This is a genomic window from Polaromonas aquatica (assembly GCF_042659145.1).
Lineage (GTDB): Bacteria > Pseudomonadota > Gammaproteobacteria > Burkholderiales > Burkholderiaceae_C > Polaromonas > Polaromonas aquatica.
Window position 1 is genome coordinate 265,749 of sequence record NZ_JBHSRS010000082.1, and the last position, 22,149, is coordinate 287,897.

Here is a 22,149-nt window from a genome sequence, read left to right on the forward strand (position 1 = left end):
GACGCCCTGTCAAGCCCGCGGGCTTGACTCTTCAGGCGGCCCGCAGCAGCGGTTTGGCTCGCTGGCTGGCATGCAGCCAGGCCCGTCGCAGCACTGCCGGCGAGCGGGTCTCCTCCGGTATCAGCAGGTAGTTTTGTGCCCGCATCGCGGAGCCCACGCCCACCTTGCTGGTAAGGACCGTCATGGGAATCGCCAGCAACAACGGCAAACCGACCGGCAGCAGCCAGACCAGCGCACGTGCGTCGATGATGAAAATGCCCACCGCCAGCAGCGCGATCAGGCCGCTCATGGGGGCAAGCTGCGCCAGTGCATGGCGCCACGGCACGGCTGCGGCTTCGCGTGGCGGGGATTTCCACTCCAGTTTCAGCCCGGTCATCGCAACCACGACAAACAGCGAGTGCGCCAGCATGCGCACCGGCGCCTGCAGCATGGCAATCAGGGTCTCCAGCAGCGCGCTGCGCAGCAGACTCAATGTGCCGCCGTAAGACTGTTGCTGGTGGTTGATCAGGATGGCGGCGATGCCCAGGATGCGCGGCAAAAACAGCATGCTCAGCGTCCAGGCCCAGAGCGCCATGAGTTCGCCCGGCACCCGCGCCCAGTCGGCAATCATGGGCGAGCCTGAGAGCCAAAGCGCGGTGCCCAGCGTCATGAAGCACAGCCACAAAGGGGCGGACAGGTAAGCCATGGCGCCGGTGCCGAACATGGAGCGGTGCACCGGGTGTATGCCGGGCTCGGCGATCAGGCGCGAGTTCTGCAGGTTGCCCTGGCACCAGCGGCGGTCGCGCTGCAGTTCAGCCAGCAAATCCGGCGGTTGCTGCTCATAGCTGCCCACCAGGTCGGCCACCAGCCAGACGTGGTAACCGGCGCGGCGCATCAGCGCGGCTTCGACAAAGTCGTGCGACATGATGCTGCCCGCCATGCCGCCCGTGCCCTTGATGTGCGCCAGCGCGCAATGCTGCATGAAAGGCTCGATCCGGATGATGGCGTTGTGGCCCCAGTAGTGCGATTCACCCATTTGCCAGAACTGCATGCCCAGCGTGAACAGGCGGCCCGTGACGCGCGACGCAAACTGCTGCGCACGGGCGTGCAGGGTGACGTGGCCTATGGCCTGGGTGGCGGTCTGGATGATGCCGGCTTTCGGGTTGGCTTCCATGAGCTTGACCATGGAGACCAGGCAGTCGCCGCTCATCACGCTGTCGGCGTCCAGCACCACCATGTAGCGGTAATCCTTGCCCCAGCGGCGGCAGAAGTCGGCTACGTTGCCGGCTTTGCGGTCGCTGCGGCGTTTGCGGAGCCGGTAGTAAACCTCGATTTGCGGCTGGTCCGGGTGACCGGCGAGTTGCATGCGCAGGTCTTCCCAGGCAGCGCGTTCGGCCCTGATGATGGCCGGGTTGCTGCTGTCCGACAGCACAAACACGTCGAAGGCGCGCACATGGCTGGTTGCCGCAACCGACTCGCAGGTGGCGCGCAGCCCTGCAAACACCGTGCGCACATCTTCATTGCATATGGGCATGATGATGGCAGTGCGTGTCGAGGCGTCCAGTGTGTGGTGCTGGACTTTTTTGGCCGACAGGGTGTGCGCGTCGCCGAACAGCGTGACATAAAACCCCATCATCGCCGTCATGAAGCCGGTCACCACCCAGGCTGACAACAATGCAAACAGCGCAATCTGCCCGTACTGCAGCCAGGCATTGTCATAGTCGGGCTGCATGTCGGCAAACAGGCTGGTGGCCATCACCGTGCTGGCCAGCGTCAGCAGCAAAAAGGCGGCCCTGCGGCGTTTGGCTGCGTACTGCCAGGGTTCCAGTTCTTCATGCTGGGCTTTGCGCGGCGCGGCAGGGCTTGCCGGGCTGATGAGTGCAAGCAGGGGCCGCAATGCCAGGACCGCCATGCTGTTGTAAAAACCGCGCCACGGACGCGGTGCCATGGAGCCCCGGTTGAGCGGCGGCGCCGTGACCGAATTCGGGTGACGTTCTTCTCGCAGCAGGCTGCGGCGCGAAGCCTTTGGCATCAGGGTGTGATCAGGTTGGTCCATGTTTCGCTCAGTGTTTGGGTGGTCGGGCCGTTGTTCAGCTGGAGAAAGGCGCGCAGCTCTACCGGTTTGGCTGGGTTGAGCCGCTGCACGCGCAAGGTCATGCGCCATGCGCCTGTGGCCGGGTTGCGGTAAGCCAGGCTTTCAAGCACGCGGCCGTTGGCGTCGGCGCTGGCAATCGCCGCTACCTGCGCGCCTTCGGGCAGGGCGTCAAGCGCCGGGCCGGCAAAGTCGATGACAAACTGGACCTGCTGGCTCAATGCTTCCGGGCCGAGTTTTGAGTAACCCGTGCCGCGGCGTGATTGCGTGACCCAGCCATTCGGTGGCAACTGCTGGTTTTTGCCTTGCCAGGCGATCTGGTAAGCCAGGTCCATGCTCTCGCCGGCTTGCGGCAGTTTCTCGGGCACCCAATAGGCAACGGTGTTGTCGTGGGTTTCATCGGGTGTGTTGAACTGCAAGAGCTCAACCCTTCCGGCACCCCAGTCGCCCAGGGGTGTCACCCATGCGCCGGGACGCAATTCGTAACGCGCCTCGGTGTCTTCGTAGCTTTTGAAGTCGCGGTCACGCTGCATCAGGCCAAAACCCTTGAGTGACTTCATCGCAAAAGACGTGACCAGCGGCGCTGCCGGATTTTGCAGCGGGCGCCACAGCCATTCGCCTTCACCGGTAGCGATCATCAGGCCGTCCGAGTCATGCACCTCGGGCCGGAAATCGCCAGGATGCTTGCGGGAAAGCGGCTGGTTTTCACCAAAAAAGAACATGCTGGTCAGCGGCGCCAGGCCCAGCGTCGCCACCGGTTCGGCGCCGGCACGCATGAAGATGCGGGCATGCACTTCAACCGTGGTCTGTTCGCCGGGCCGGATATCAAAGCGGTAGGCGCCCGTCATGCGATGCGAGTCCAGCAAGGCATAGACGGTGAGCTGGCCGGCATTGGCCGCTGGCTTTTCAAACCAGAAATCGGTAAAACGCGGAAACTCTTCGCGCGCTGCGCCTGCCGGATCAACCGCCAGCCCGCGCGCGGACAGCCCATAACGCTGGCCGATGCCCAGTGCCCGGAAATAACTGGCGCCCAGGAAGGCAATCAACTCGTCCTTGTAGTTGGGTGAGTTGAGCGCAGCGTGGGCACGAAAGCCGGCAAAGCCCAAATCGCCCCAAGCTTGTGGGTGCAGTCGGTTTTTGCCGAAATTGAAATCGGCAGGGTTGTAGGAAATGGCCTTGACGCCGTCGGCCGTTATTTCGGAGATGCGGACCGAGTCGCCGTGCGGGCCGACGTGAAAGAAGTTGACCTCGTAGGGCAACTGCTCCGCGCGCCACAGCGCCTTGTCGGTGTTGAAACGGATGTCGCGGTAACCGTCATAGTCCAGCGCGGCGAGTTCGGCCGGCACTGGCTGGCTGGCGGACTGGAAAGGCGTTTGGGCGCGGGTTTTGGCCAGACCGGCCAAATCGTCCAGGCCCCAGGCATGGGCCCCGGAAGCCGCGATTGCCAACACCAGGCCGGTCGCCATCAACACCGCTTTGTATGGCCATCCTGCAAGCGATGGGATGGGGTTTGCTCTGGCAAAAAAGGCTGTCATGCCTTTACTAGGGCAAACCCTGTGCCAGGTCTGAAAAACCTATTTAAATCAAAGGCTTAAATTGATTTTCTGATGTTACTAAGTGTGGACTGGGCAATTCGCCCCTGAAATCATCAGTATTTGTCGCCAGCTGGCGACGGTTTGTCAGGCGAGATAATTTTTATTCTTTTAAATCAAGCGCTTATGGCTGTCGCCGGTCGGCGACAGTCTTCCGGGAAATCCCTTAGATATCGGCCTTGAAGTGTCCAGGTGTCAGTCCGTGTTTTTGCATGAGGCGGTAAAACTCGGTCCGGTTGCGGTCTGCCAGCCGGGCTGCATCGGCAACGTTTCCGTCGGTCAGCTTGAGCAGGTCCACCAGGTATTCACGCTCAAAACGCTGGCGCGCTTCAGCCAAGGACAGCACCTGTACGCTGGGCGCACGCAGGGCCCGCTGTATCAGGGCAAGGGGAATCAGCGGCGTGGTGGTCAGCGCGCAAACCTGCTCCACCACGTTGTAGAGCTGGCGCACATTGCCAGGCCATGCCGCAGTGGCCAGGGCTTTCAGGGCTTCGGGTGCAAAACCGCTGAGGCGCTTGCCGTATTTGGCGGCAAGCTTGACGAGGAAATGATTGGCCAGCAGAGGGATGTCTTCGCGCCGTTCAGACAGCGGCGGCAAGGTCAGCGTGACGACATTCAGGCGGTAATACAGGTCAGTCCTGAACTGGCCATCGGCCATCGCGGCATCCAGGTCGGTGTGCGTTGCAGAGATGATGCGCACGTTCACCGGGATGGACTGGCTAGAGCCCAGCGGCCTGACAACACGTTCCTGCAGTACTCGCAACAGCTTGATCTGCAGCGCCAGCGGCATGTCGCCGATTTCATCCAGCAGCAGCGTGCCGCCTTCCGCCGCCTGGAAAAGACCCTTGTGGTTGGCCACTGCATCGGTGAAGGCGCCCTTCATGTGGCCGAACAGTTCTGACTCCAGCAGTGCCTCCGGAATGGCACCGCAATTGACGGCAATAAACGGGTGGCCGGCGCGTGAACTGGCGCGGTGGATGGCCTGGGCCAGCATTTCCTTGCCGGTGCCGCTTTCGCCGCGCAGCATCACGCTGGCATCCGATTGCGCAATCATGCGGGCCTCAGCCAGTGTCTCGGCCATGCGGCTGGAGCGGCTGATGATATCGGCCTGCCAGGTGTTTTCGCCGGCGCGTTGCGCGGTGGGTGCGGGGGCGCTCAAGGCCAGGGCCTGTGCGATCTTGTCCAGCAGCGCCTTGCCGTCAAAGGGCTTGGTGAGGTAGGTGAAGACACCGCGCTCCGTGGCTTCCACGGCATCTGGAATGGTGCCGTGGGCGGTCAGCAAAATCACCGGCAGGGAAGGGTGGCGGGCGCGAATGTCGTCGAACAATGCCAGGCCGTCGCGTCCCGGCAGGCGCACATCGCTGAGCACCAGTTGCGGTCGCTCAATATCGACTTGCGTCAATGCAGCTTCTGCGGAGGTTGCGGTGCTGACCCGATAGCCTGCGGCTGCCAGCCGCATCGTCAGCAGGCGCAGCATGTCGGCGTCGTCATCGACCACCAGTAGATGGGCACCGGCCTGGGTCATGGTGTTGCGGGCCGGATCCGGCCATGTGAAGCCGCTGAGGCAGGGGCGCCTGGCTTGCTGGTCAGGCTGCGCTCGATTTCCTTGAGCGCTTCGAGCTTGTCATTGGTCTGGTCAAGGCGCCGCTGGGCATCGCGCAGTTGCTGGCCCTGGCGGTCCAGTTGGTCTTCAATCCGCCTTTGTTCGGCAAAACGCGCCGCCAGCAGTCTTGCCAGTGGGTGCAAGGCCCGGGCCTCGCCGCTGGAGTTGGCCAGTACTTTTTGCAGCAGCTCCTGCGCCCGGGCCAGGTCGTAGAGTTGCCGCGTCTGGACCAGGGCAAGGGCCAGCCGCAACTGCTCATCTGGTACAGGGCTGTCGTTCAGGCGCGTTATTTCCTGGGCGAGTTCGCTGCCCTGCAGCGCGCGTATCTGGTCGGCATAGGCCAGGACCGGTGCCACGGCGTTGGTCACCCGGACCGGCGAAGCCACTGGCGCCGCTTGCAGTGCTGCCGGGGCCTGCACAGGTACAGGCGTTGCTGGCGCTGGTGCGGCGGCATTGCCTTGCTGCATCCCGCCGCAGCCGGCCAGCGCCACGGTGAATGCCAGGCCCATGGTGCCGGCGGGAAATTTAATGTTTGAAAGCATGGGGAAGTTCTATCCTGAAGTGTGCACCAGGCCCGTCGGGCAACAGTTCGACCCGTCCGCCGTGGGCAGAAATGTATTCGTGAACGATGGACAGGCCTATGCCGCTGCCGCGAATCGCGTCCGCAGGCTGGCGCTCGCCCCGGAAAAAAGGCTCAAAAACGCGTGTGCGGTCGGCATCGGCGATGCCCGGGCCCTCATCATGCAGGTCTATGCGCACGCTGTCGGCCAGCTGGCTCAGCCTGATGCGAAGCACGCCGTGTATCGGCGAAAAACGGATGGCATTGGAGACAAGGTTGGCTAGTGCAGTCCCGATTTTTTCCGGGTCGACTTCCATCTGGACGGCCTTGCCCTCGATGCGCACCTGGAGGTCACGAGCCTGCCACTGCAGCCTTTGCGCCTCAACCTGGTCTTCCACCAACTGCACCAGATCGGTTTTTTCCCTGTGCAATTGCCGCGCTTCAAAGGCCGCGGCGTTAAAACGCAGCAGGTCCTCGATCTGTCCCTGCAGGACACCGGTGTTGTGGCGCAATATCCTGGCGACTTCCCTCTGGTTGTCGTTCAATTCGCCTGCCACCCCGTCTTCCAGCAATGAAACACCTTCGCGCAATGACGCCAGCGGCGTTTTGAGTTCATGCGAGATATGCCGCAGGAAGCGCGATTTGTCGGCATCAAGTTCGAGCAGCCGCAAGCGCAGCCAATCCAGGCGTTGCGCGACCAGTTGCAGGTCGGCCGGGCCCTGGATGGCGATGGTTTCTTCCAGCCGGTTTTCCCCGAGGCCGATGATGGCTGTCTCCAGCCGCTTGAGCGGCCGGGTAAGCCAGATGCCGAAGGCCAGTGCCAGTGCGACAGCCAGCACAATCGCCGAAATGACCTGCTGCGCCAGGGACTTCCGGCTGCTTTCGAGTTTGCCCAGCAGGTCGCGATTCTGTGCTTCTATGGCTTGCTGCACCTGTTGGGCGATCGCGGCGCTGATCGCGTCCATCTCGCGAAACTCCCGGGCCACCTGCTGCTCGCGTTCCAGGGCGCTGGCGGCCGGGTCCGAGAGCTGGGCCGTGATGGCGCGCACGCGCGATTTCCACTGTGCAATCAGCGCATTGGGAACGCCCTGGCCGGCCAGCCTGTTGAGGACGGTGGCAGCGTCTTTGGCTTCGGCGTTAAAGCGTTCCCGCAGCAGCCTGTCGTCCAGCACGATGGCCTGGCGTGAGGCGCGTTCCATGGAAACGCTGCGCTCCGTCAGCGACTGTGCGGCGGCGCTCAGCTCAAGCGCTCTTGCCGCGCTCTCGCGGCTTTGTGTGGTCAGGGATTCCAGCGCGAACAATGCCCGCAGCGACGCTGCGCCCAGCAAGGCCGCGATGAGTAAAAACGCGAGCACCAGGAGCTGGCGAAAAGAAATCCGGGTGAGCACGTGCACGCCGTTCATGCGGCTTTAGGGCCTTTTTGACTCGCAACACATCTCGCAAACATAGTGTTAACAGGCCCTAGTCCAGACCGCGATCAAATTGCCGGCACCGCATCCTGCGCTTCAAGCTGGACCACTTCACCGCGCAGCGAGCGCTGTGGTGCTTCGGTGATCCTGACATCCACCAGTTGCCCGATCAAACGGTCAGGCCCGTTGAAGACCACGGCGCGGTTGCATTCCGTGCGGCCAAACAGTGCATCGGTGGTCTTGCGCGCTGCGCCCTCGACCAGCACGCGCTGTATGGTGCCAAGGCGGCTGGCGCTGATGGCGCGCACGTTCTCGTCGATGGCGGCCTGCAGGCGTTGCAGGCGCTTGAGCTTGACCTCGTGGGGCGTGTCGTCGTGCAGGTTCGCAGCAGGCGTTCCGGGACGCGGGCTGTAGATAAAACTGAAGGAGGTGTCGTAACCCACGTCGTCGATCAGCTTCATCATCTTGTTGAAGTCGTCTTCGGTTTCACCGGGGAACCCGACAATGAAGTCGCTGCTCATCGCCAGGTCGGGCCGGATGGCGCGCAGCTTGCGGATGGTGGATTTGTATTCCATCGCGGTGTAGCCGCGCTTCATGGCCATCAGGATGCGGTCCGAGCCGTGCTGCACCGGCAGGTGCAGGTGGTTCACCAGCTTGGGCAGCCTGGCATAGGCGTCAATCAGGCTTTGGGTGAACTCGTTCGGGTGGCTGGTAACGTAGCGTATGCGTTCGATGCCGGGAATATCCGACACGTATTCCAGCAGTGTGGCGAAGTCGGCGATCTCGGCCGTCTCGCCCATGGGGCCGCGGTAGGCGTTGACGTTCTGGCCCAGCAGCGTGACTTCCTTGACGCCCTGGTCGGCCAGGCCTGCGACTTCGACCAGCACGTCTTCAAACGGGCGTGAGACTTCTTCGCCGCGGGTGTAGGGCACAACGCAGTAGCTGCAGTACTTGGAGCAGCCTTCCATGATGCTTACAAAAGCGCTGGCGCCTTCGACGCGGGCCGGCGGCAGGTGGTCGAATTTCTCGATTTCAGGAAAGCTGATGTCGACCTGGGGTTTGTTCAGGCGCGCACGCGTGGCCAGCATTTCGGGCAGGCGGTGCAGGGTTTGCGGGCCGAACACCACATCCACATAAGGCGCACGCTGGATGATGGCTGCGCCTTCCTGGCTGGCGACACAGCCGCCCACGCCTATGAGTACGCCCTTTTTTTTCAGGTGTTTGACGCGGCCGAGGTCGCTGAAAACCTTTTCCTGGGCTTTTTCGCGCACCGAGCAGGTGTTGAACAGGATCAGGTCGGCCTCTTCCATGTCCTGCGTCGGTTCATAGCCCTGCGCGGCGTGGAGCACGTCGGACATCTTGTCCGAGTCGTACTCGTTCATCTGGCAGCCGAAGGTCTTGATAAATACTTTTTTGCTCATGATTTGCTATCTAAAGAGTAGCTGGCTGCGCCCATGTTGATTGGGCTACAGGCCTTTTTGTGCCTGATTCCGGGAGGAATTACTGCTTGAAACGGGGTAGCTGGTCGTACGGCGTATTGCCGTCGTCAGAAGCGGGTGGTGTGTCGGACATGAAACGGATGTTGGTCGAAACACCCGTGCCGTCCCGCCCCGGCATCTTTTGCTTGATTTCTTCGCTGTTGAGAATCCAGACATGGTGCACCAGTCCGGTGTTGTCGCGCATGTAATTGACCACCAGTTTCAGGGTGGACAGCGTTCCGGAGAGCACCAGCTTGTCGTTGATGTCAAAAATGCGCACCGCCGGCGACAACCGGTCCGGCTTGCCATCCATGGTGATCTCGGGTGCCGAAAACACGATCAGTTCGCCGCGGTAGGCTGTTTTGGGAAACTGCCTGACGTTGGGCTTGACCTCTTCGGTCTGGGCGCTGGCGGGCAGCGGGAGCAGGCCGGACGACAGTACCAGGCAGGTCAGGGCGGCGGTCAGGAAATATGTGCAGCGGTTCATGGTTTATGTCCAGAGGCTGTGAAGTGATAAAGCCCCAGGGTGACAGCACGCCTGAGGCTTTTGAATTTTTGGTGGTGATAGGTGGACTTGAACCACCGACATCAGCATTATGAATGCTGCGCTCTAACCAACTGAGCTATATCACCATCAGGCCAATATTATAGCGGTACTTCTGGTGGGCCTGATTGCCGGGCGCATGGCGGCACTGGGTGCTGGCGAACATGTGGCGTTCGGCGGTGCCCGGAATCCTCATGCACACAAGTGCATTCCGGTGTCCTGCGCTCCGGGCGCCTTGCCCTGCATCCGGCATCAAGCCTGAGAAAACCCCTGGGGTATTAACGGTGTGTGAACGCCGGTTTGCGCTTGTTCACAAAGGCGTCCATGCCTTCTTTCTGGTCGCTGGTGGCGAACAGCGCATGGAACAGCCTGCGCTCGAACATCACGCCGTCGCTCAGGCCGCTTTCAAAGGCGCGGTTGATGGATTCCTTGGCAGCCATCACGGCCAGCTGGCCGTAGCTGCAAATCATCAGGGCCGCGCCCAGCGCTTCGTCCATCAGCTTGTCCAGCGGCACCACGCGGCTGACCAGGCCGGCGCGCTCGGCCTCGTTCGCGTCCATCATGCGGCCCGTGAGCGCAAGGTCCATGGCTTTGGACTTGCCGACGGCGCGCGGCAGGCGTTGTGTGCCGCCCGCGCCGGGGATGATGCCCAGCTTGATTTCGGGCTGGCCAAACTTGGCGTTGTCGGCGGCAATGATGAAGTCGCACATCATGGTCAACTCGCAGCCGCCGCCCAGTGCAAAACCGCTGACGGCGGCAATCACGGGCTTGCGGATGTCGCGGATCTGCTCCCAGTTGCGGGTGATGTAGTCCTTGCCATAGACGTCGGCAAAACCGTATTGCGCCATGGCACCGATATCGGCGCCGGCAGCAAAGGCTTTTTCACTGCCGGTCAGGATGATGCAGCCAATGCTTTCGTCCGCATCAAAGGCCTTGAGCGCACTGGCCAGTTCGTCCATGAGCTGGTCGTTCAGTGCATTCAGTTGTTTGGGCCTATTCAGGGTGACGATGCCCACCTTGCGTGAGTCGGGGCCCTGGGTCGAGGTCAAAATCATTTCGTAAGTCACGGGGTCTCCTTTTTTGCAGGCTGTCATCATGCCACGCCTGAGACAGGGGTGAAGCAGATGTGAAGGCACAATTCAGGCTAGCCAGGCAGGACCAACCATAGGAGACATTGATGACAGCCGCCATTGCAGAGACCAGCACAGAGTCCACAGTCCTTTATTCCACGCAGGGCGCAGTTGCGCTGCTGACGCTGAACCGGCCGCAGGCCCTGAACAGCTTTACCCGCCAGATGCACCGCGACCTTGGCTTGGCGCTGGACAAGGCCGAAGCCGACAAAAACATCCGCGCACTGGTCATCACCGGCGCCGGCCGGGGTTTTTGTGCCGGTGCCGACCTGTCCGAATTTGACTTTGCGCCCGGCCCCAACCTGGTGGAGCGGGCAAATCCTGGACCCGTCATCGAACAGGCTTTTAACCCCACGGCGCGCCGGCTGACCAGCCTGCGCATGCCCACCATCGCGGCCGTCAACGGCGTGGCTGCGGGTGCAGGTTCATCACTGGCGCTGACCTGCGACATCGCGGTGGCTGCGCCGAATGCGAGTTTTATCCAGGCTTTCAGCAAGATCGGGCTGGTGCCGGATGCGGGCGGCAGCTGGCTGCTGGTGCAAAAGCTGGGGCTGGCCCGTGCCATGACCCTCGCCATGACAGGCGACAAGCTGTCGGCAGCCCAGGCCAGGGAGTGGGGAATGATCTGGGAAGTGGCAGATGACTCGGTCGCGGCCGCCATGGCATTGGCGCAGCGTCTGGCGCTGCTGCCGACAAAAGCGCTGGTTGCCACGCGGCATTTGCTGCGTGAAGGCACAACGCGCACCTTGCACCAGCAACTCGATGTCGAACGCGACACGCAATCGGACATGGGCCGCACTCACGACTACATCGAGGGCGTCACGGCTTTTCTTGAGAAGCGGCCGGCTGCCTTTAAAGGCGAATAGCCTGTTGCCACTGCCTCAGTCAGTCGCGGCCAGCCACTGGTTGACTTTCGCTGCATCCTGCACCGACAGCCGCCAGGTTGTGAGGGCAGGCGGCATGGTCAGCTCAAGCCGCAGCAGGCGTTGGTCGCGCGATACCAGCGCGATGACTTTTTTGGCGCTGCCGGCGTAAAGCAGCAGGTCGTCCAGCCGGCTCATGCGCCAGCCGCTGCTTGCGGGTGTTTTGGCCCTGGTGGCGGGCTCCAGCCCCAGCCATTCATCACCCGCCGCAAAACCGGCTTTTTCGGCGATGCCGCCGCGCAGCACGGTCTTGACCTGTATGCCGTTGTTTTCGCTGACCCGCAGCCCCAGCCTTTGTGCCAGCTGGGCCGGTTCTTCCAGTACCGCCACGCCGTGTTGCTGCAGCAGGCTTTCCAGCGGAAGCTCGCCCTTGCCGTGGACCCAGCGCGCCAGCTCGGTGGCATATGAACGTTGGCCAAGGGCCTTGAGCACTTCCGCAAAGTCCGCCTCGCTCATGGGGCCACCCTTGCAGCGGTGCCAGAGCGCGCGCATCACGTCATCAAGCGTGGTAGCTGGTGCCGTTTTGCTTTCCGCACGCAAGCTCAGGTCAAAACACAGGGCTACCAGTGCGCCCTTGGTGTAATAACTCACCGTGGCATTGGGCGTGTTTTCGTCCTGCCGGTAGTACTTGACCCAGGCGTCAAAGCTGGCTTCGGCCACCGACTGCACCAGCCGCCCAGGCGTCTGCATGACCTGGTTGATGGTCTTGTTCAGCAGCTTGAGGTAGCCCGCGTTGTCGAGCAGGCCGGCACGGCGCAGCAGCAGGTCGTCGTAGTAGCTGGTAAAGCCTTCAAAAAACCAGAGCAGTTCGGTGTAGTTTTCCTGGTCATAGCGGTAGCTTGAAAATTCGGCGGGGCGAAGGCGCTTGACGTTCCAGGTGTGGAAGTACTCGTGGCTGATAAGGCCGCGCAGCGTGGTGTAACCCTCTGAGGCCCTGAAGGGTTTTGATTCGCCGGGTGCCGGCAGGCGCGGCAGGTCCTGGCGTTTGCAGATCAGTGCGGTGGAGTTGCGGTGCTCCAGCCCGCCGTAACCATCGTCCACGGCGTTGAGCATGAACAGGTAGTTGTCAAAAGGCGGTTTCTTGTTGCCGTGCCAGAAGCGGATTTCCGCCTCGCAGATTTTTTGCGTGTCGGCTAGCAGGCGCTCGCCGTCAAAGGCGGGCAGTGCGCCCGCCACCACAAAACGGTGCGGCACGCCGCAGGCCTTGAAGCTGCCGCTCCAGAAGGCGCCCATCTCGATGGGGCAATCAACCAGTTCGTCATAGCTGGCGGCGATGTAAGAGCCGAAACCCTGCTTGCTGACTTTTTGTGCTGCAAGCCCAGTGGCTATCGACCAGCCTGCAATGGTCTTGGTTTCGGGCAGTTCCAGCACATGCGGCGCATTTTCCTGGCCGTCCACCCTGAGGCAGACGCTGGTGCCGTTGAAAAATCCGCGCTCCGCATCCAGCCAGGCTGTACGCACCGAGTTGTCGTAGGCATAGACCTGGTAGCGCAGCACCAGTGGCTTGCCTGGCGCGCAATCCAGCTGCCAGGTGCATTTGTCCAGTTGCGTTACGGTGATCGCTGTGCGGGTGCCCTGGCGCGCCTGCAGGCCGCTCAGGTTTTTCGAAAATTCGCGCACCAGGTAGCTGCCGGGAATCCACACCGGCAGCGCCACACGCTGCTGCGCGGCTGGCCTGGCGATGGTGAGTGTGACGCTGAACAGGTGGGCGTTGAGGTCTGCTGCCTCCACGCGGTAATGGACTGCGGCTGCTGATGGGACGGCGGATGTTTTGGTGCGGGCTGGGCGTGGCATATGTGGCATATGGGTCAAAGAATACTCCACGACTGCCGTCGCCGGTGGGCGGCATGGGTCAAGTCCCGGATGGGGGTCGAAAGGGGAATTCTTTGCTATATTTTTAATAGCTGACTGCGCGCATTCCACGTCGGCCAGCGCCATAAAAGACATTAAAAAGGGCCTGAAGGCACCGCTTGGGTGCCGCTTCAGGCCCTCAGGCTTTGGTGAGGCGCTTATTTGGCGTCAGCCAGGAATTTTTCGACCTGCTGGGAATTGATGGCGCCTGGCACGCGTGAGCCATCCGCAAAAAACAGGGTGGGCGTGCCGGTGATCTTGTGCTTTCTGCCGAACTCGATGTTGCGGTCCAGCGCCGCGGTATCGCAGCTGGCTTTTGGCACGGGCTGGTCGCGCACCATCAGGTCCGTCCAGGTTTTGGCCTTGTCTTTTGAGCACCAGATGTTTTTGGACTTGTCGGTCGAGTCGGGGCTCAGGATGGGGTACAAAAACATGTAGATGGTCACATCGGACACTTTTTGCATGTCGCGTTCGAAACGCTTGCAATAACCGCAATTAGGGTCTTCAAACACCGCCATCTTGCGTTTGCCGTTGCCGCGCACCACGACAAAAGCGTCCTTGACGGGCAGGGCGCCAAAGTCGATGGCGCTGAGTTTGTCAACACGCTCTTCCGTCAGGTTGCGCTTGGCCTTGGTGTCGATCAGGTGGCCTTGCAGCAGGAAATTGCCTTCTGCGTCCGTGTAGAAAATATCGCTGTCGTTCACGCGGACTTCATACAGGCCGTTCATGGGGGTTTTGCTGACTTCATCGATTTTCGAAAAAGCAGGCAGCCGGTCCGCCAGGTTCTTGCGTATGGCCGCTTCCTGGCCAATGGCAGCGCTTGAGCCCAGGGCCAAAAAGCTGCTGATAACCAAGCCCAGGGTCCAGGCCGATTTCGATAATGTCATTCTTTATTCCTGTCGTTCCAAAAAATTCATAAACCAGTTGTCAGGTGCAGTGCTGCGTTAGCGTCCGGTCGCCTGGCGCACGACCCAGGCCTTCAGGGGCCCGCTTCGCGCAAAACGTTTCATGCCCCAATGGCGCAAGGCCTGCCAGCGCACATCGGTCTGCGCAAACAGGCCGTGCAGGCCGTCCGTCACCGTGCCCATCGCCGCCACATCGGCCTTGCGTGCCCGCTCATAACGGCGCAGCAGTTTTTCATCACCCAGGCCGCGCCAGTATTCGCGCTGCGCAAGCACAGCCGCCAGTGCCGCCACATCGGCCAGGCCCAGGTTCAGACCCTGGCCCGCCAGCGGATGCACCGTGTGCGCCGCGTCGCCCGCCAGAGCCCAGCCGGGCCCGACCCAGCGGTCGGCTTTGGACAGTGCCAGCGGCCAGCTGGCGCGCTCGCTAACCAGGCGCAAATGCCCCGGTATTTCTCCGCAATCGGCCTGCAGGGCTGCGCAAAATTCATCGTCAGGCAGTTTTTGCAGTGCCGCGGCACGCTCCGCAGAGACAGACCACACCAGCGCCACAGAGTTCCCGTTTGCGCCAGATATTGGCAAAAGTGCAAGGATTTCACCGTTTTTGAACCATTGCCTGGCCACACCCAGGTGCGGCTGGCCGGATTCCAGGCGCGCGGCAATGGCTTTCTGGGGATAAGGCTTGACCGTCCAGCTGGCGCCGAATTCGTTGCGACTGTTGCTTTTCTGGCCTTCGCAGGCAACCTGCAGCGCCGCCTTGACCGGGGCATGCACCACTTCGATTTGCGGCTGAAAGCGCACGGCCTGGCTGAGCTGCTGCTCCAGTGCCGGCACATCCACGATCCAGGCCAATGCAGGCTGGGCCGCGCTTTGTGCGCTGAAGTCGAGCTGGCCGCCATCGTCGCCCCATACCTGCATTTCAAGAACGGGTGTGATGGCAGGCCCTTCAGGCCAGGCCCGCAGGCTTTCGAGCAATTGTTTTGAGGCGCCATTCAATGCATAGGCCCGAACGTCGGCGGGTGTTGCTGCGGCTGGTGCGGATTCTGCCGCGGCAGGCTTGACCACCAGCGCCACGCGCAGGCGCTCACGCGCCAGCAGCAAGGCCAGTGTGCGGCCGACCACGCCACCGCCACGAATACAGACATCAAAGTGCTGGGACATGCCCCATTTTAGGAGGCTGGGGCAAAATCGCGACTGGGTGCCGCTTCGACGGCCCCATTCATCCAAAGGACACCCATTTCGTGAACGAAGTACCCAGCCAGTCCGGCGCCGATGTCAGCGCCTCGATTTCCCGCCTGTTTGTTTATCCGGTCAAGTCCTGTGCGGGTGTGGAAGTCGCAGAAGCCATCCTGACGGAAACCGGGCTGGAGTTTGACCGCGCCTGGATGGTGGTTGATGCGCGCGGCGACTTCCTGACGCAGCGCGAGTTGCCGCGCATGGCGCTGATACGGCCGCAACTCAAGCATTACGAGATGGTGCTGCGCGCGCCAGGCATGCTGGCCCTGCATATCAAGCTGGACGAGGTGGAGGCGCCGGTGCGTGTGCGGGTCTGGGACGACGAGGTGCCGGCCTACGACATGGGGGCTGTTGCGGCGCAGTGGTTCACGGACTTCCTGGGCACCACGGCGCGCCTGGTGCGTTTTGATCCCGAACATCAAAGAGCCAGCAGCCGCAAGTGGACGGGCGATGTTGAAGCGCTGAACCAGTTCAGTGATGGTTATCCGTTGCTGGTCATCAGCGAAGCTTCGCTTGACCAGCTCAATGAAAAACTGGTGGCTGCCGGTTCCGGGGCCGTAGGCATGGAGCGTTTCCGGCCGAATATCGTCCTTGGCAATGCCACTCAGGCTGGCGAACGCAGCGAACTGTCACCGCACGACGAGGACCGGCTCGATGTGCTGCAGGTTTCAACAGACCAGGGCGTGGCGCAGCTCAAACCCGTCAAACCCTGCGCGCGCTGCCCTGTCCCGAATATTGACCCGGCAACAGCCCTCAGCAGCCCGGAGGTTGGCGACATGCTGCAACGCTACCGCCAGGATGCGCGCGTCAATGGCGCCATGACTTTTGGCATGAACGCCATTGTTCTGAACGGCGTTGATCACCTGCTCAAGGCTGGCCAGGCTGTAGAGGCGAATTTGCGCTTCGATTAGACCTTTGGATGCTCATTTCCCGGCATCGCATACACTTCTACCCCTGTTTTTGAAGGTTTGTCATGAGTTTGAAGTGCGGAATCGTAGGCTTGCCCAACGTCGGAAAATCGACCCTGTTTAATGCCTTGACCAAGGCGGGCATTGCGGCGGAAAACTACCCGTTTTGCACGATCGAGCCCAATGTGGGCGTGGTCGAAGTGCCTGATCCACGGCTGGCGCAGCTGTCTGAAATCGTCAAGCCCGAGCGGGTCGTGCCTGCCATCGTGGAGTTTGTGGATATCGCTGGCCTGGTCGCCGGCGCCAGCACCGGTGAAGGCCTGGGCAACAAGTTTTTGGCGCACATCCGCGAGACCGATGCCATCGTCAACGTGGTGCGCTGTTTTGACGATGACAACGTGATCCACGTGGCCGGCAAGGTCGACCCGATCTCCGACATCGAAGTGATACAGACCGAACTCTGCCTAGCCGACCTGACGGCGGTTGAAAAAGCCTTGCACCGGGTGACCAAGCTGGCACGTTCGGGCGACAAGGAGTCGATCAAGCTGGTCGCCATCCTGGAAAAATGCCAGGCCGCGCTCAACGAAGGCAAACCGGTGCGCACCGTGGACTTCGGCAAGGAAGAGCTGCCTTTGCTCAAGCAGTTCTTCTTCATCACGGCCAAGCCGGCCATGTTTGTCGGCAACGTGAGCGAGGACGGTTTCGAGAACAACCCTTACCTGGACCGCCTGAAGGCCTACGCTGAGACGCAGAACGCCCCCGTGGTGGCCATCTGCGCCAAGATCGAGGCCGAGTTGTCCGAGATGGACGATGCCGACCGCCTGGAATTCCTCAAGGAACTTGGCCAGGATGAGCCGGGCCTGAACCGCCTGATCCGTTCGGCCTACAAGCTGCTGGGTCTGCAGACCTACTTCACGGCAGGCGTCAAGGAAGTGCGAGCCTGGACCATCCACGTGGGCGACACCGGGCCGCAGGCTGCCGGTGTGATCCACACCGATTTCGAGAAGGGTTATATCCGCGCCCAGACCATTGCGTTTGACGACTTTATCACCTGCAAGGGTGAGCAAGGCGCCAAGGATGCCGGCAAGATGCGCGCCGAAGGCAAGGACTACGTCGTCAAGGATGGCGATGTGATGAACTTCCTGTTCTCCAGTTGAATATGTACACCCCTGCCTGGACTCACTTTGTGTAGCCCATTCTCCCCTTGCAGGGGACGCCTCCTGTCGCCCGGCGGAGCCGGTTCGACGGCGGCCGCTTGAACGAACCGCGCAAATACCGTGACCGAGCCCGTACGCCTCGCCAAGCGCCTCGCTGAAATGCTGTCCTGCTCACGCCGCGAGGCCGAGCAATATATTGAGGGCGGCTGGGTTACGGTGGACGGCGTGGTGGTTGAGGAGCCGCAGTTCCGGGTTTCAAGCCAGGTAATTGAAGTGGCCAAAGACGCGAGCCTGCTGGCGCTGACGCCGGTGACTCTGCTGTTGCACAAGCCTGCAGGCCACGAGGCCGATATGTCTTTGGCCACACGCTCGCCGGATGATCGCTCGGGGATTCGCCAGCTCAAAAAACATCTTTCTGCCGCCGAACTGGTGACCCCGCTCGCCATCGCCGCCAGCGGCCTTGTTGTGTTCTCCGAAGACTGGCGCGTGCAACGCAAGCTGCGCGAAGACGCCGCGGTGATGGAGCACGAAGTGATTGTCGAAGTTAGCGGCGACATCAAGCCTGGCGGACTGGAACGGCTGAACCGTGTTGACCACGGTTTTACCTTCAATGGCGTTTTGTTGTCACCGGCCAAAGTGAGCTGGCAGAGCGAGGCACGTTTGCGTTTTGCGCTCAAGGGTGAGCGGCCCGGGCAGGTTGCCTATTTTTGCGAAAGCGTTGGTCTGCGTGTGGAGGGCATGAAACGCATACGCATCGGGCGGGTTCCGCTTGGCCAGTTGCCGGTCGGGCAGTGGCGTTACCTGCTGCCGCATGAGCGCTTCTGATACCTGAGGTCTAGGCTCCGACCACGCGTCCAAGGATGCCGGGAAATGCCCAGATCAGGCTGCCCGTCATCAGGAAATAGCGCAGGAATTTGCCGACCGCCATATAGGCCACACAAGGCCAGAACGGAAACTTCAGCCAGCCGGCCACGGCGCACAGCGGATCTCCCACCACCGGCAGCCAGGCCAGCAGGCAGGCTTTGGGGCCGAGCTTTTCCAGCCATCGCACGGCGCGGCCATGGTGCGAGGAGTGTTTGTATTTGTCAACCACCTTGTGGGCGCCATAGCCCATCCACCAGTCCAGTGCACCGCCCAGGGTATTGCCTGCGGTGGCTACCAACACCGCAGGCCAGAACATGGCTGGGTTGAGCTTGACCAGGCCGAACACGACCGGTTCGGAGCCCAGCGGGAGCAGGGTGGCGGAGATAAAGGACACCACAAACACCGTGCTCAAGCCATATTCAGGCAAGGCCAATAAGTCTAAAAGGTGTTGTATCCAGGCTTGCATTCGGGCTCAAGTATAGGCACGCGGGCAAACAGCGAATTGTAAGGAATACGCTTACAAATTTGTGGTTCGTACACCCCCCGGATTTCAATTGCTGAAATTTTAGGCAGTTACAATCATGCCTTCTTTTTGAGCAATCACCCGTCCAAATTTTCATGAACATCGGCCCCTATGCTTTGGCAAACAACCTGTTTGTCGCGCCCATGGCCGGTGTGACGGACCGGCCATTCCGCATGCTCTGCAAAAAGCTGGGCGCGGGTTATGCGGTCAGCGAAATGGTGACCTCGCGCCGCGACCTGTGGGATACGCTCAAGACCTCGCGCCGTGCCAACCATGAAGGCGAGGCCGCGCCCATCGCCGTGCAGATCGCAGGCACGGATGCGCAGATGATGGCGGACGCTGCTGCGTACAACATCGACCGCGGCGCGCAGATCATGGATATCAACATGGGCTGCCCGGCCAAAAAAGTCTGTAACAAATGGGCCGGTTCCGCCCTGATGCAGGACGAAACGCTGGCACTGCAGATTGTTGAAGCGGTGGTTGCCGCCTGCGCTCCGCACAATGTGCCTGTCACGTTAAAAATGCGTACCGGCTGGGCTCAAACGCATAAAAATGCACTGATAATTGCGCGCTCGGCTGAAAGCGCCGGCGTGCAGATGGTGACAGTGCATGGCCGTACACGCGAGCAGGGCTACAAAGGTTTTGCGGAGTACGACACCATTGCTGAAGTGAAGGCGGCGTTGCGTATTCCGGTAGTCGCCAATGGCGACATCAACAGCCCGGAAAAAGCCCGCGATGTGCTGGCTTATACCGGCGCCGATGCGGTAATGCTTGGCCGGGTAGCCCAGGGGCGCCCATGGATTTTTCGTGAGGTCGCACATTTCATGGCGACTGGCACGCACCTTGCACCGCCGCTGGTGGCCGAGGTCAAACGCCTGCTGCTTGAGCACCTGCTGGACCATTACACCTTGTACGGTGAGTTCACCGGTGTGCGCAGTGCACGCAAACATATAGGCTGGTATGTGAAAGCCTTGCCGGGCGGCGAGGCGTTTCGCGCGCAAATGAACCTGCTGCAGGATTGCGAGGCGCAGTTGCAGGCGGTAGGGACATTTTTTGAAGACCTCGGCGAGCGAATGGACCGCATTCCGCCAGGTACAGGGTATGAGGGCGGGCGCGAGCTGCAGTCCGGTAAAAATAAAAATCAAGAGGAAGCTTCTGCATGAGCAAAAAACACATAGAAGAGTGCGTACGCACCAGCCTGGAAGGCTACTTCAAGGACCTGCACGGCACCGATCCTGACGGCATGTACGACATGATGGTGCGGGTGGTTGAAAAGCCGCTGCTGGAAGTGGTGATGCACCATGCCGAGCAAAACCAGTCGCGCGCCGCTGAATGGCTGGGCCTGAACCGCAACACCTTGCGCAAAAAACTGGTCGAGCACAAGCTGATCAAGTAAGGCCGGCCGGGTTCGATCCTGCGACCACCGCCTCTTTCGAAAATCAAAAAACAGAAAACAACCATGAACGCACTGATCTCCGTCTCCGACAAAACCGGCATCCTCGAATTTGCGCAGGCGCTGCATGCGCTGAACATCAAGCTGCTGTCCACCGGCGGCACGGCCAAATTGCTGGCCGATGCGGGCCTGCCCGTGACCGAAGTTGCCGATCACACCGGTTTTCCGGAGATGCTCGACGGCCGCGTCAAAACCCTGCACCCCAAGGTGCACGGTGGCCTGTTGGCCCGGCGCGATCTGCCTGAGCACATGGCGGCACTGAAAACGCATGGCATTGACACCATTGACCTGCTGATCGTGAACCTCTACCCGTTTGAGGCAACCGTGGCCAAGCCCGGCTGCACGCTGGAAGATGCGATTGAAAACATAGACATTGGCGGCCCGGCCATGGTGCGCTCCGCAGCCAAGAACTGGAAAGACGTGGGCGTGCTGACCGATTCATCGCAGTACGCGGGCGTGCTGGCGGAACTCAAGGCCGATGGCAAGCTGACCGACAAGACCAAGTTTGCCCTGTCGGTTGCTGCGTTCAACCGCATCAGCCAGTACGACGGCGCGATCAGCGATTACCTCTCCGGCATCCAGGCGGACGGCGCGCACAGCATGTTTCCAGCCCAGGCCAACGGCCGTTTTATCAAGGTGCAGGAGCTGCGTTACGGCGAAAACTCGCACCAGCAGGCCGCCTTGTACCGCGACCTGTATCCCGCACCTGGCTCACTGGTGACCGCAAAACAGTTGCAGGGCAAGGAACTGTCGTACAACAACATTGCCGATGCAGATGCGGCCTGGGAATGCGTCAAGAGTTTTACCGAAGCGGCTTGCGTCATCGTCAAGCATGCCAACCCCTGCGGCGTGGCCATAGGCGCGGATGCGCTGGAGGCCTACAGCAAGGCCTTCAAGACCGACCCGACCTCGGCGTTTGGCGGCATCATCGCGCTGAACTGCACGCTTGATGAACGCGCGGCACAGCAGATTTCAAAACAGTTTGTGGAAGTGCTGATGGCCCCTGCCTTCACGCCCGAGGCGCTGGAAGTCTTCAAGACCAAGGTCAATGTGCGCATCCTGCAGATCGATTTGCCGCCAGGCGGCGACACCGCCTGGAAACAGGGGCGTAACCTGATGGATGTGAAACGTGTCGGTTCCGGCCTGCTGATGCAGACAGCCGACAACCATGAACTGGCGCTGGCCGATTTGAAAGTCGTCAGCAAATTGCAGCCGACGCCGGCCCAGTTGCAGGACCTGCTGTTTGCCTGGAAGGTCGCCAAATACGTCAAGTCCAATGCCATCGTGTTCTGCTCCGGCGGCATGACGCTGGGTGTGGGCGCCGGCCAGATGAGCCGCATTGATTCGGCGCGCATTGCCTCCATCAAGGCCGCAAATGCCGACCTGAGCCTGCAGGGCTCGGCGGTGGCGAGCGATGCCTTCTTCCCGTTCCGCGATGGACTGGATGTGGTGGTTGATGCGGGAGCTACCTGTGTGATTCAGCCTGGTGGCTCGATGCGGGACCAGGAAGTGATTGATGCTGCGGATGAGCGGGAAGTTGTGATGGTGTTCTCCGGCGTTCGTCACTTCCGTCACTGAGTTGCTGTCCTTGGGCTCAAGCTTCCGGGGCCTGGCAGGGCTGCGCTGTGCGGCAACGGTCCTGCTGCTGGTCTGCGGCCTGACGGCGATGGCCCAGACTCCATCGCCTCAGGACTTGGCCCGAAAAAACGGCTGCATGGCCTGCCACGGCATGGTCCGCAAGCAGGTCGGACCGGGCTTCGCCCAGATCGCAGCGCGTTACCGCGGCGACGCCGAGGCGCCGCTACGCCTGGCGGGGAAAATTCAGGAAGGCAGTGTGGGCACCTGGGGCCGTGTCATCATGCCGCGGCAATCGCTGGTGACGCCGGCCGATGCACAGGTGCTGGCACGCTGGGTGCTGTCCCAGCCACCCCGCCCATGACCGGCCT

The 22,149-nt window shown here is 61.4% G+C and carries 20 protein-coding genes and 1 tRNA gene; 8 read left to right on the top strand and 13 right to left on the bottom strand.

Features of this window, described 5'->3' with window-relative positions:
• Positions 1-31: 31 nt before the first annotated feature.
• From mdoH to ACFQND_RS19045, 9 genes are all read right to left on the bottom strand, one after another.
• The gene (gene mdoH / locus ACFQND_RS19005; protein WP_371437056.1) at positions 32-2,035 is read right to left on the bottom strand and encodes a glucans biosynthesis glucosyltransferase MdoH; all 2,004 of its coding nucleotides are present in this window, start codon (positions 2,033-2,035) and stop codon (positions 32-34) included.
• Positions 2,011-3,537, bottom strand: a complete 1,527-nt coding sequence (locus ACFQND_RS19010) for a glucan biosynthesis protein G (protein WP_371437057.1) — start codon at positions 3,535-3,537, stop codon at positions 2,011-2,013. Before ACFQND_RS19010 ends, mdoH begins: the two co-directional genes overlap by 25 nt.
• 292 nt (positions 3,538-3,829) lie before the next feature.
• Positions 3,830-5,188 (bottom strand): sigma 54-interacting transcriptional regulator, encoded by a 1,359-nt coding sequence (locus ACFQND_RS19015; RefSeq protein ID WP_371437058.1) that lies wholly within the window; start codon positions 5,186-5,188, stop codon positions 3,830-3,832.
• Positions 5,185-5,808 (bottom strand): hypothetical protein, encoded by a 624-nt coding sequence (locus tag ACFQND_RS19020; protein WP_371437059.1) that lies wholly within the window; start codon positions 5,806-5,808, stop codon positions 5,185-5,187. The genes ACFQND_RS19015 and ACFQND_RS19020 overlap by 4 nt, the downstream gene beginning before the upstream one ends.
• Positions 5,792-7,228 (bottom strand): sensor histidine kinase, encoded by a 1,437-nt coding sequence (locus tag ACFQND_RS19025; protein ID WP_371437060.1) that lies wholly within the window; start codon positions 7,226-7,228, stop codon positions 5,792-5,794. The genes ACFQND_RS19020 and ACFQND_RS19025 overlap by 17 nt, the downstream gene beginning before the upstream one ends.
• 74 nt (positions 7,229-7,302) lie before the next feature.
• Entirely contained in the window at positions 7,303-8,655 is a 1,353-nt protein-coding gene (gene miaB, locus ACFQND_RS19030; protein ID WP_371437061.1) for a tRNA (N6-isopentenyl adenosine(37)-C2)-methylthiotransferase MiaB, read from the bottom strand.
• 79 nt (positions 8,656-8,734) lie between these two features.
• Entirely contained in the window at positions 8,735-9,199 is a 465-nt protein-coding gene (locus tag ACFQND_RS19035) for a hypothetical protein (protein WP_371437062.1), read from the bottom strand.
• A 69-nt stretch (positions 9,200-9,268) separates the two neighbouring features.
• Positions 9,269-9,345 (bottom strand) — tRNA-Met (locus ACFQND_RS19040).
• Positions 9,346-9,534: 189 nt separating this feature from the next.
• Positions 9,535-10,323, bottom strand: a complete 789-nt coding sequence (locus ACFQND_RS19045; protein ID WP_371437063.1) for an enoyl-CoA hydratase — start codon at positions 10,321-10,323, stop codon at positions 9,535-9,537.
• A gap of 110 nt (positions 10,324-10,433) precedes the next feature.
• Here ACFQND_RS19045 and ACFQND_RS19050 point away from each other — a divergent pair, with 110 nt between their 5' ends.
• Positions 10,434-11,252, top strand: coding sequence for an enoyl-CoA hydratase-related protein (locus tag ACFQND_RS19050; RefSeq protein ID WP_371437064.1), 819 nt, complete (start codon positions 10,434-10,436; stop codon positions 11,250-11,252).
• A gap of 15 nt (positions 11,253-11,267) precedes the next feature.
• Here the strand turns inward: ACFQND_RS19050 and ACFQND_RS19055 are convergent, their stop codons facing one another.
• The 3 genes from ACFQND_RS19055 to ACFQND_RS19065 all read right to left on the bottom strand — a co-directional run bounded on the left by ACFQND_RS19055 (position 11,268) and on the right by ACFQND_RS19065 (position 15,223).
• Complete coding sequence (locus ACFQND_RS19055; protein WP_371437065.1) at positions 11,268-13,103, bottom strand: M61 family metallopeptidase; 1,836 nt, start codon at positions 13,101-13,103, stop codon at positions 11,268-11,270.
• Positions 13,104-13,318: 215 nt separating this feature from the next.
• Positions 13,319-14,047 carry a DsbC family protein gene (locus tag ACFQND_RS19060; protein WP_371437066.1) on the bottom strand — a complete coding sequence of 243 codons (729 nt, stop codon included), beginning with the start codon at positions 14,045-14,047 and terminating at the stop codon, positions 13,319-13,321.
• A gap of 57 nt (positions 14,048-14,104) precedes the next feature.
• Entirely contained in the window at positions 14,105-15,223 is a 1,119-nt protein-coding gene (locus ACFQND_RS19065; RefSeq protein ID WP_371437067.1) for an FAD-dependent monooxygenase, read from the bottom strand.
• 80 nt (positions 15,224-15,303) lie between these two features.
• On the opposite strand from ACFQND_RS19065, the gene ACFQND_RS19070 reads away from it, so the two are divergent.
• From ACFQND_RS19070 to ACFQND_RS19080, 3 genes are all read left to right on the top strand, one after another.
• On the top strand, positions 15,304-16,209 hold the full coding sequence (locus ACFQND_RS19070) for an MOSC domain-containing protein (protein ID WP_371437068.1): 906 nt from the start codon (positions 15,304-15,306) through the stop codon (positions 16,207-16,209).
• Between the two features lie 62 nt (positions 16,210-16,271).
• The gene (gene ychF, locus ACFQND_RS19075; RefSeq protein ID WP_371437069.1) at positions 16,272-17,363 is read left to right on the top strand and encodes a redox-regulated ATPase YchF; all 1,092 of its coding nucleotides are present in this window, start codon (positions 16,272-16,274) and stop codon (positions 17,361-17,363) included.
• 120 nt (positions 17,364-17,483) lie between these two features.
• On the top strand, positions 17,484-18,188 hold the full coding sequence (locus ACFQND_RS19080) for an rRNA pseudouridine synthase (RefSeq protein WP_371437070.1): 705 nt from the start codon (positions 17,484-17,486) through the stop codon (positions 18,186-18,188).
• 10 nt (positions 18,189-18,198) lie between these two features.
• Here the strand turns inward: ACFQND_RS19080 and ACFQND_RS19085 are convergent, their stop codons facing one another.
• Positions 18,199-18,693: a YqaA family protein gene (locus ACFQND_RS19085; RefSeq protein WP_371437071.1), complete on the bottom strand. Its 495-nt coding sequence runs from the start codon at positions 18,691-18,693 to the stop codon at positions 18,199-18,201.
• A 152-nt stretch (positions 18,694-18,845) separates the two neighbouring features.
• On the opposite strand from ACFQND_RS19085, the gene dusB reads away from it, so the two are divergent.
• The 4 genes from dusB to ACFQND_RS19105 all read left to right on the top strand — a co-directional run bounded on the left by dusB (position 18,846) and on the right by ACFQND_RS19105 (position 22,142).
• Positions 18,846-19,913, top strand: coding sequence for a tRNA dihydrouridine synthase DusB (gene dusB, locus ACFQND_RS19090; RefSeq protein ID WP_371437072.1), 1,068 nt, complete (start codon positions 18,846-18,848; stop codon positions 19,911-19,913).
• Positions 19,910-20,146, top strand: a complete 237-nt coding sequence (locus ACFQND_RS19095; RefSeq protein ID WP_371437073.1) for a Fis family transcriptional regulator — start codon at positions 19,910-19,912, stop codon at positions 20,144-20,146. Before dusB ends, ACFQND_RS19095 begins: the two co-directional genes overlap by 4 nt.
• A 63-nt stretch (positions 20,147-20,209) precedes the next feature.
• The gene (gene purH, locus ACFQND_RS19100) at positions 20,210-21,781 is read left to right on the top strand and encodes a bifunctional phosphoribosylaminoimidazolecarboxamide formyltransferase/IMP cyclohydrolase (protein ID WP_371437074.1); all 1,572 of its coding nucleotides are present in this window, start codon (positions 20,210-20,212) and stop codon (positions 21,779-21,781) included.
• A gap of 10 nt (positions 21,782-21,791) precedes the next feature.
• Positions 21,792-22,142 carry a c-type cytochrome gene (locus ACFQND_RS19105; RefSeq protein ID WP_371437075.1) on the top strand — a complete coding sequence of 117 codons (351 nt, stop codon included), beginning with the start codon at positions 21,792-21,794 and terminating at the stop codon, positions 22,140-22,142.
• Positions 22,143-22,149: the final 7 nt, after the last annotated feature.

Bases quoted from the DNA above. Each gene is read 5' to 3' on its own strand.
- ACFQND_RS19085 (WP_371437071.1), bottom strand. From the start codon at position 18,693: ATGCAAGCCTGGATACAACACCTTTTAGACTTATTGGCCTTGCCTGAA.
- dusB (WP_371437072.1), top strand. From the start codon at position 18,846: ATGAACATCGGCCCCTATGCTTTGGCAAACAACCTGTTTGTCGCGCCC.
- mdoH (WP_371437056.1), bottom strand. From the start codon at position 2,035: ATGGACCAACCTGATCACACCCTGATGCCAAAGGCTTCGCGCCGCAGC.
- ychF (WP_371437069.1), top strand. From the start codon at position 16,272: ATGAGTTTGAAGTGCGGAATCGTAGGCTTGCCCAACGTCGGAAAATCG.
- miaB (WP_371437061.1), bottom strand. From the start codon at position 8,655: ATGAGCAAAAAAGTATTTATCAAGACCTTCGGCTGCCAGATGAACGAG.
- ACFQND_RS19010 (WP_371437057.1), bottom strand. From the start codon at position 3,537: ATGGCGACCGGCCTGGTGTTGGCAATCGCGGCTTCCGGGGCCCATGCC.
- purH (WP_371437074.1), top strand. From the start codon at position 20,210: ATGAACGCACTGATCTCCGTCTCCGACAAAACCGGCATCCTCGAATTT.
- ACFQND_RS19065 (WP_371437067.1), bottom strand. From the start codon at position 15,223: ATGTCCCAGCACTTTGATGTCTGTATTCGTGGCGGTGGCGTGGTCGGC.
- ACFQND_RS19020 (WP_371437059.1), bottom strand. From the start codon at position 5,808: ATGCTTTCAAACATTAAATTTCCCGCCGGCACCATGGGCCTGGCATTC.
- ACFQND_RS19015 (WP_371437058.1), bottom strand. From the start codon at position 5,188: ATGACCCAGGCCGGTGCCCATCTACTGGTGGTCGATGACGACGCCGAC.
- ACFQND_RS19055 (WP_371437065.1), bottom strand. From the start codon at position 13,103: ATGCCACGCCCAGCCCGCACCAAAACATCCGCCGTCCCATCAGCAGCC.
- ACFQND_RS19095 (WP_371437073.1), top strand. From the start codon at position 19,910: ATGAGCAAAAAACACATAGAAGAGTGCGTACGCACCAGCCTGGAAGGC.
- ACFQND_RS19035 (WP_371437062.1), bottom strand. From the start codon at position 9,199: ATGAACCGCTGCACATATTTCCTGACCGCCGCCCTGACCTGCCTGGTA.
- ACFQND_RS19050 (WP_371437064.1), top strand. From the start codon at position 10,434: ATGACAGCCGCCATTGCAGAGACCAGCACAGAGTCCACAGTCCTTTAT.
- ACFQND_RS19060 (WP_371437066.1), bottom strand. From the start codon at position 14,047: ATGACATTATCGAAATCGGCCTGGACCCTGGGCTTGGTTATCAGCAGC.
- ACFQND_RS19025 (WP_371437060.1), bottom strand. From the start codon at position 7,228: ATGAACGGCGTGCACGTGCTCACCCGGATTTCTTTTCGCCAGCTCCTG.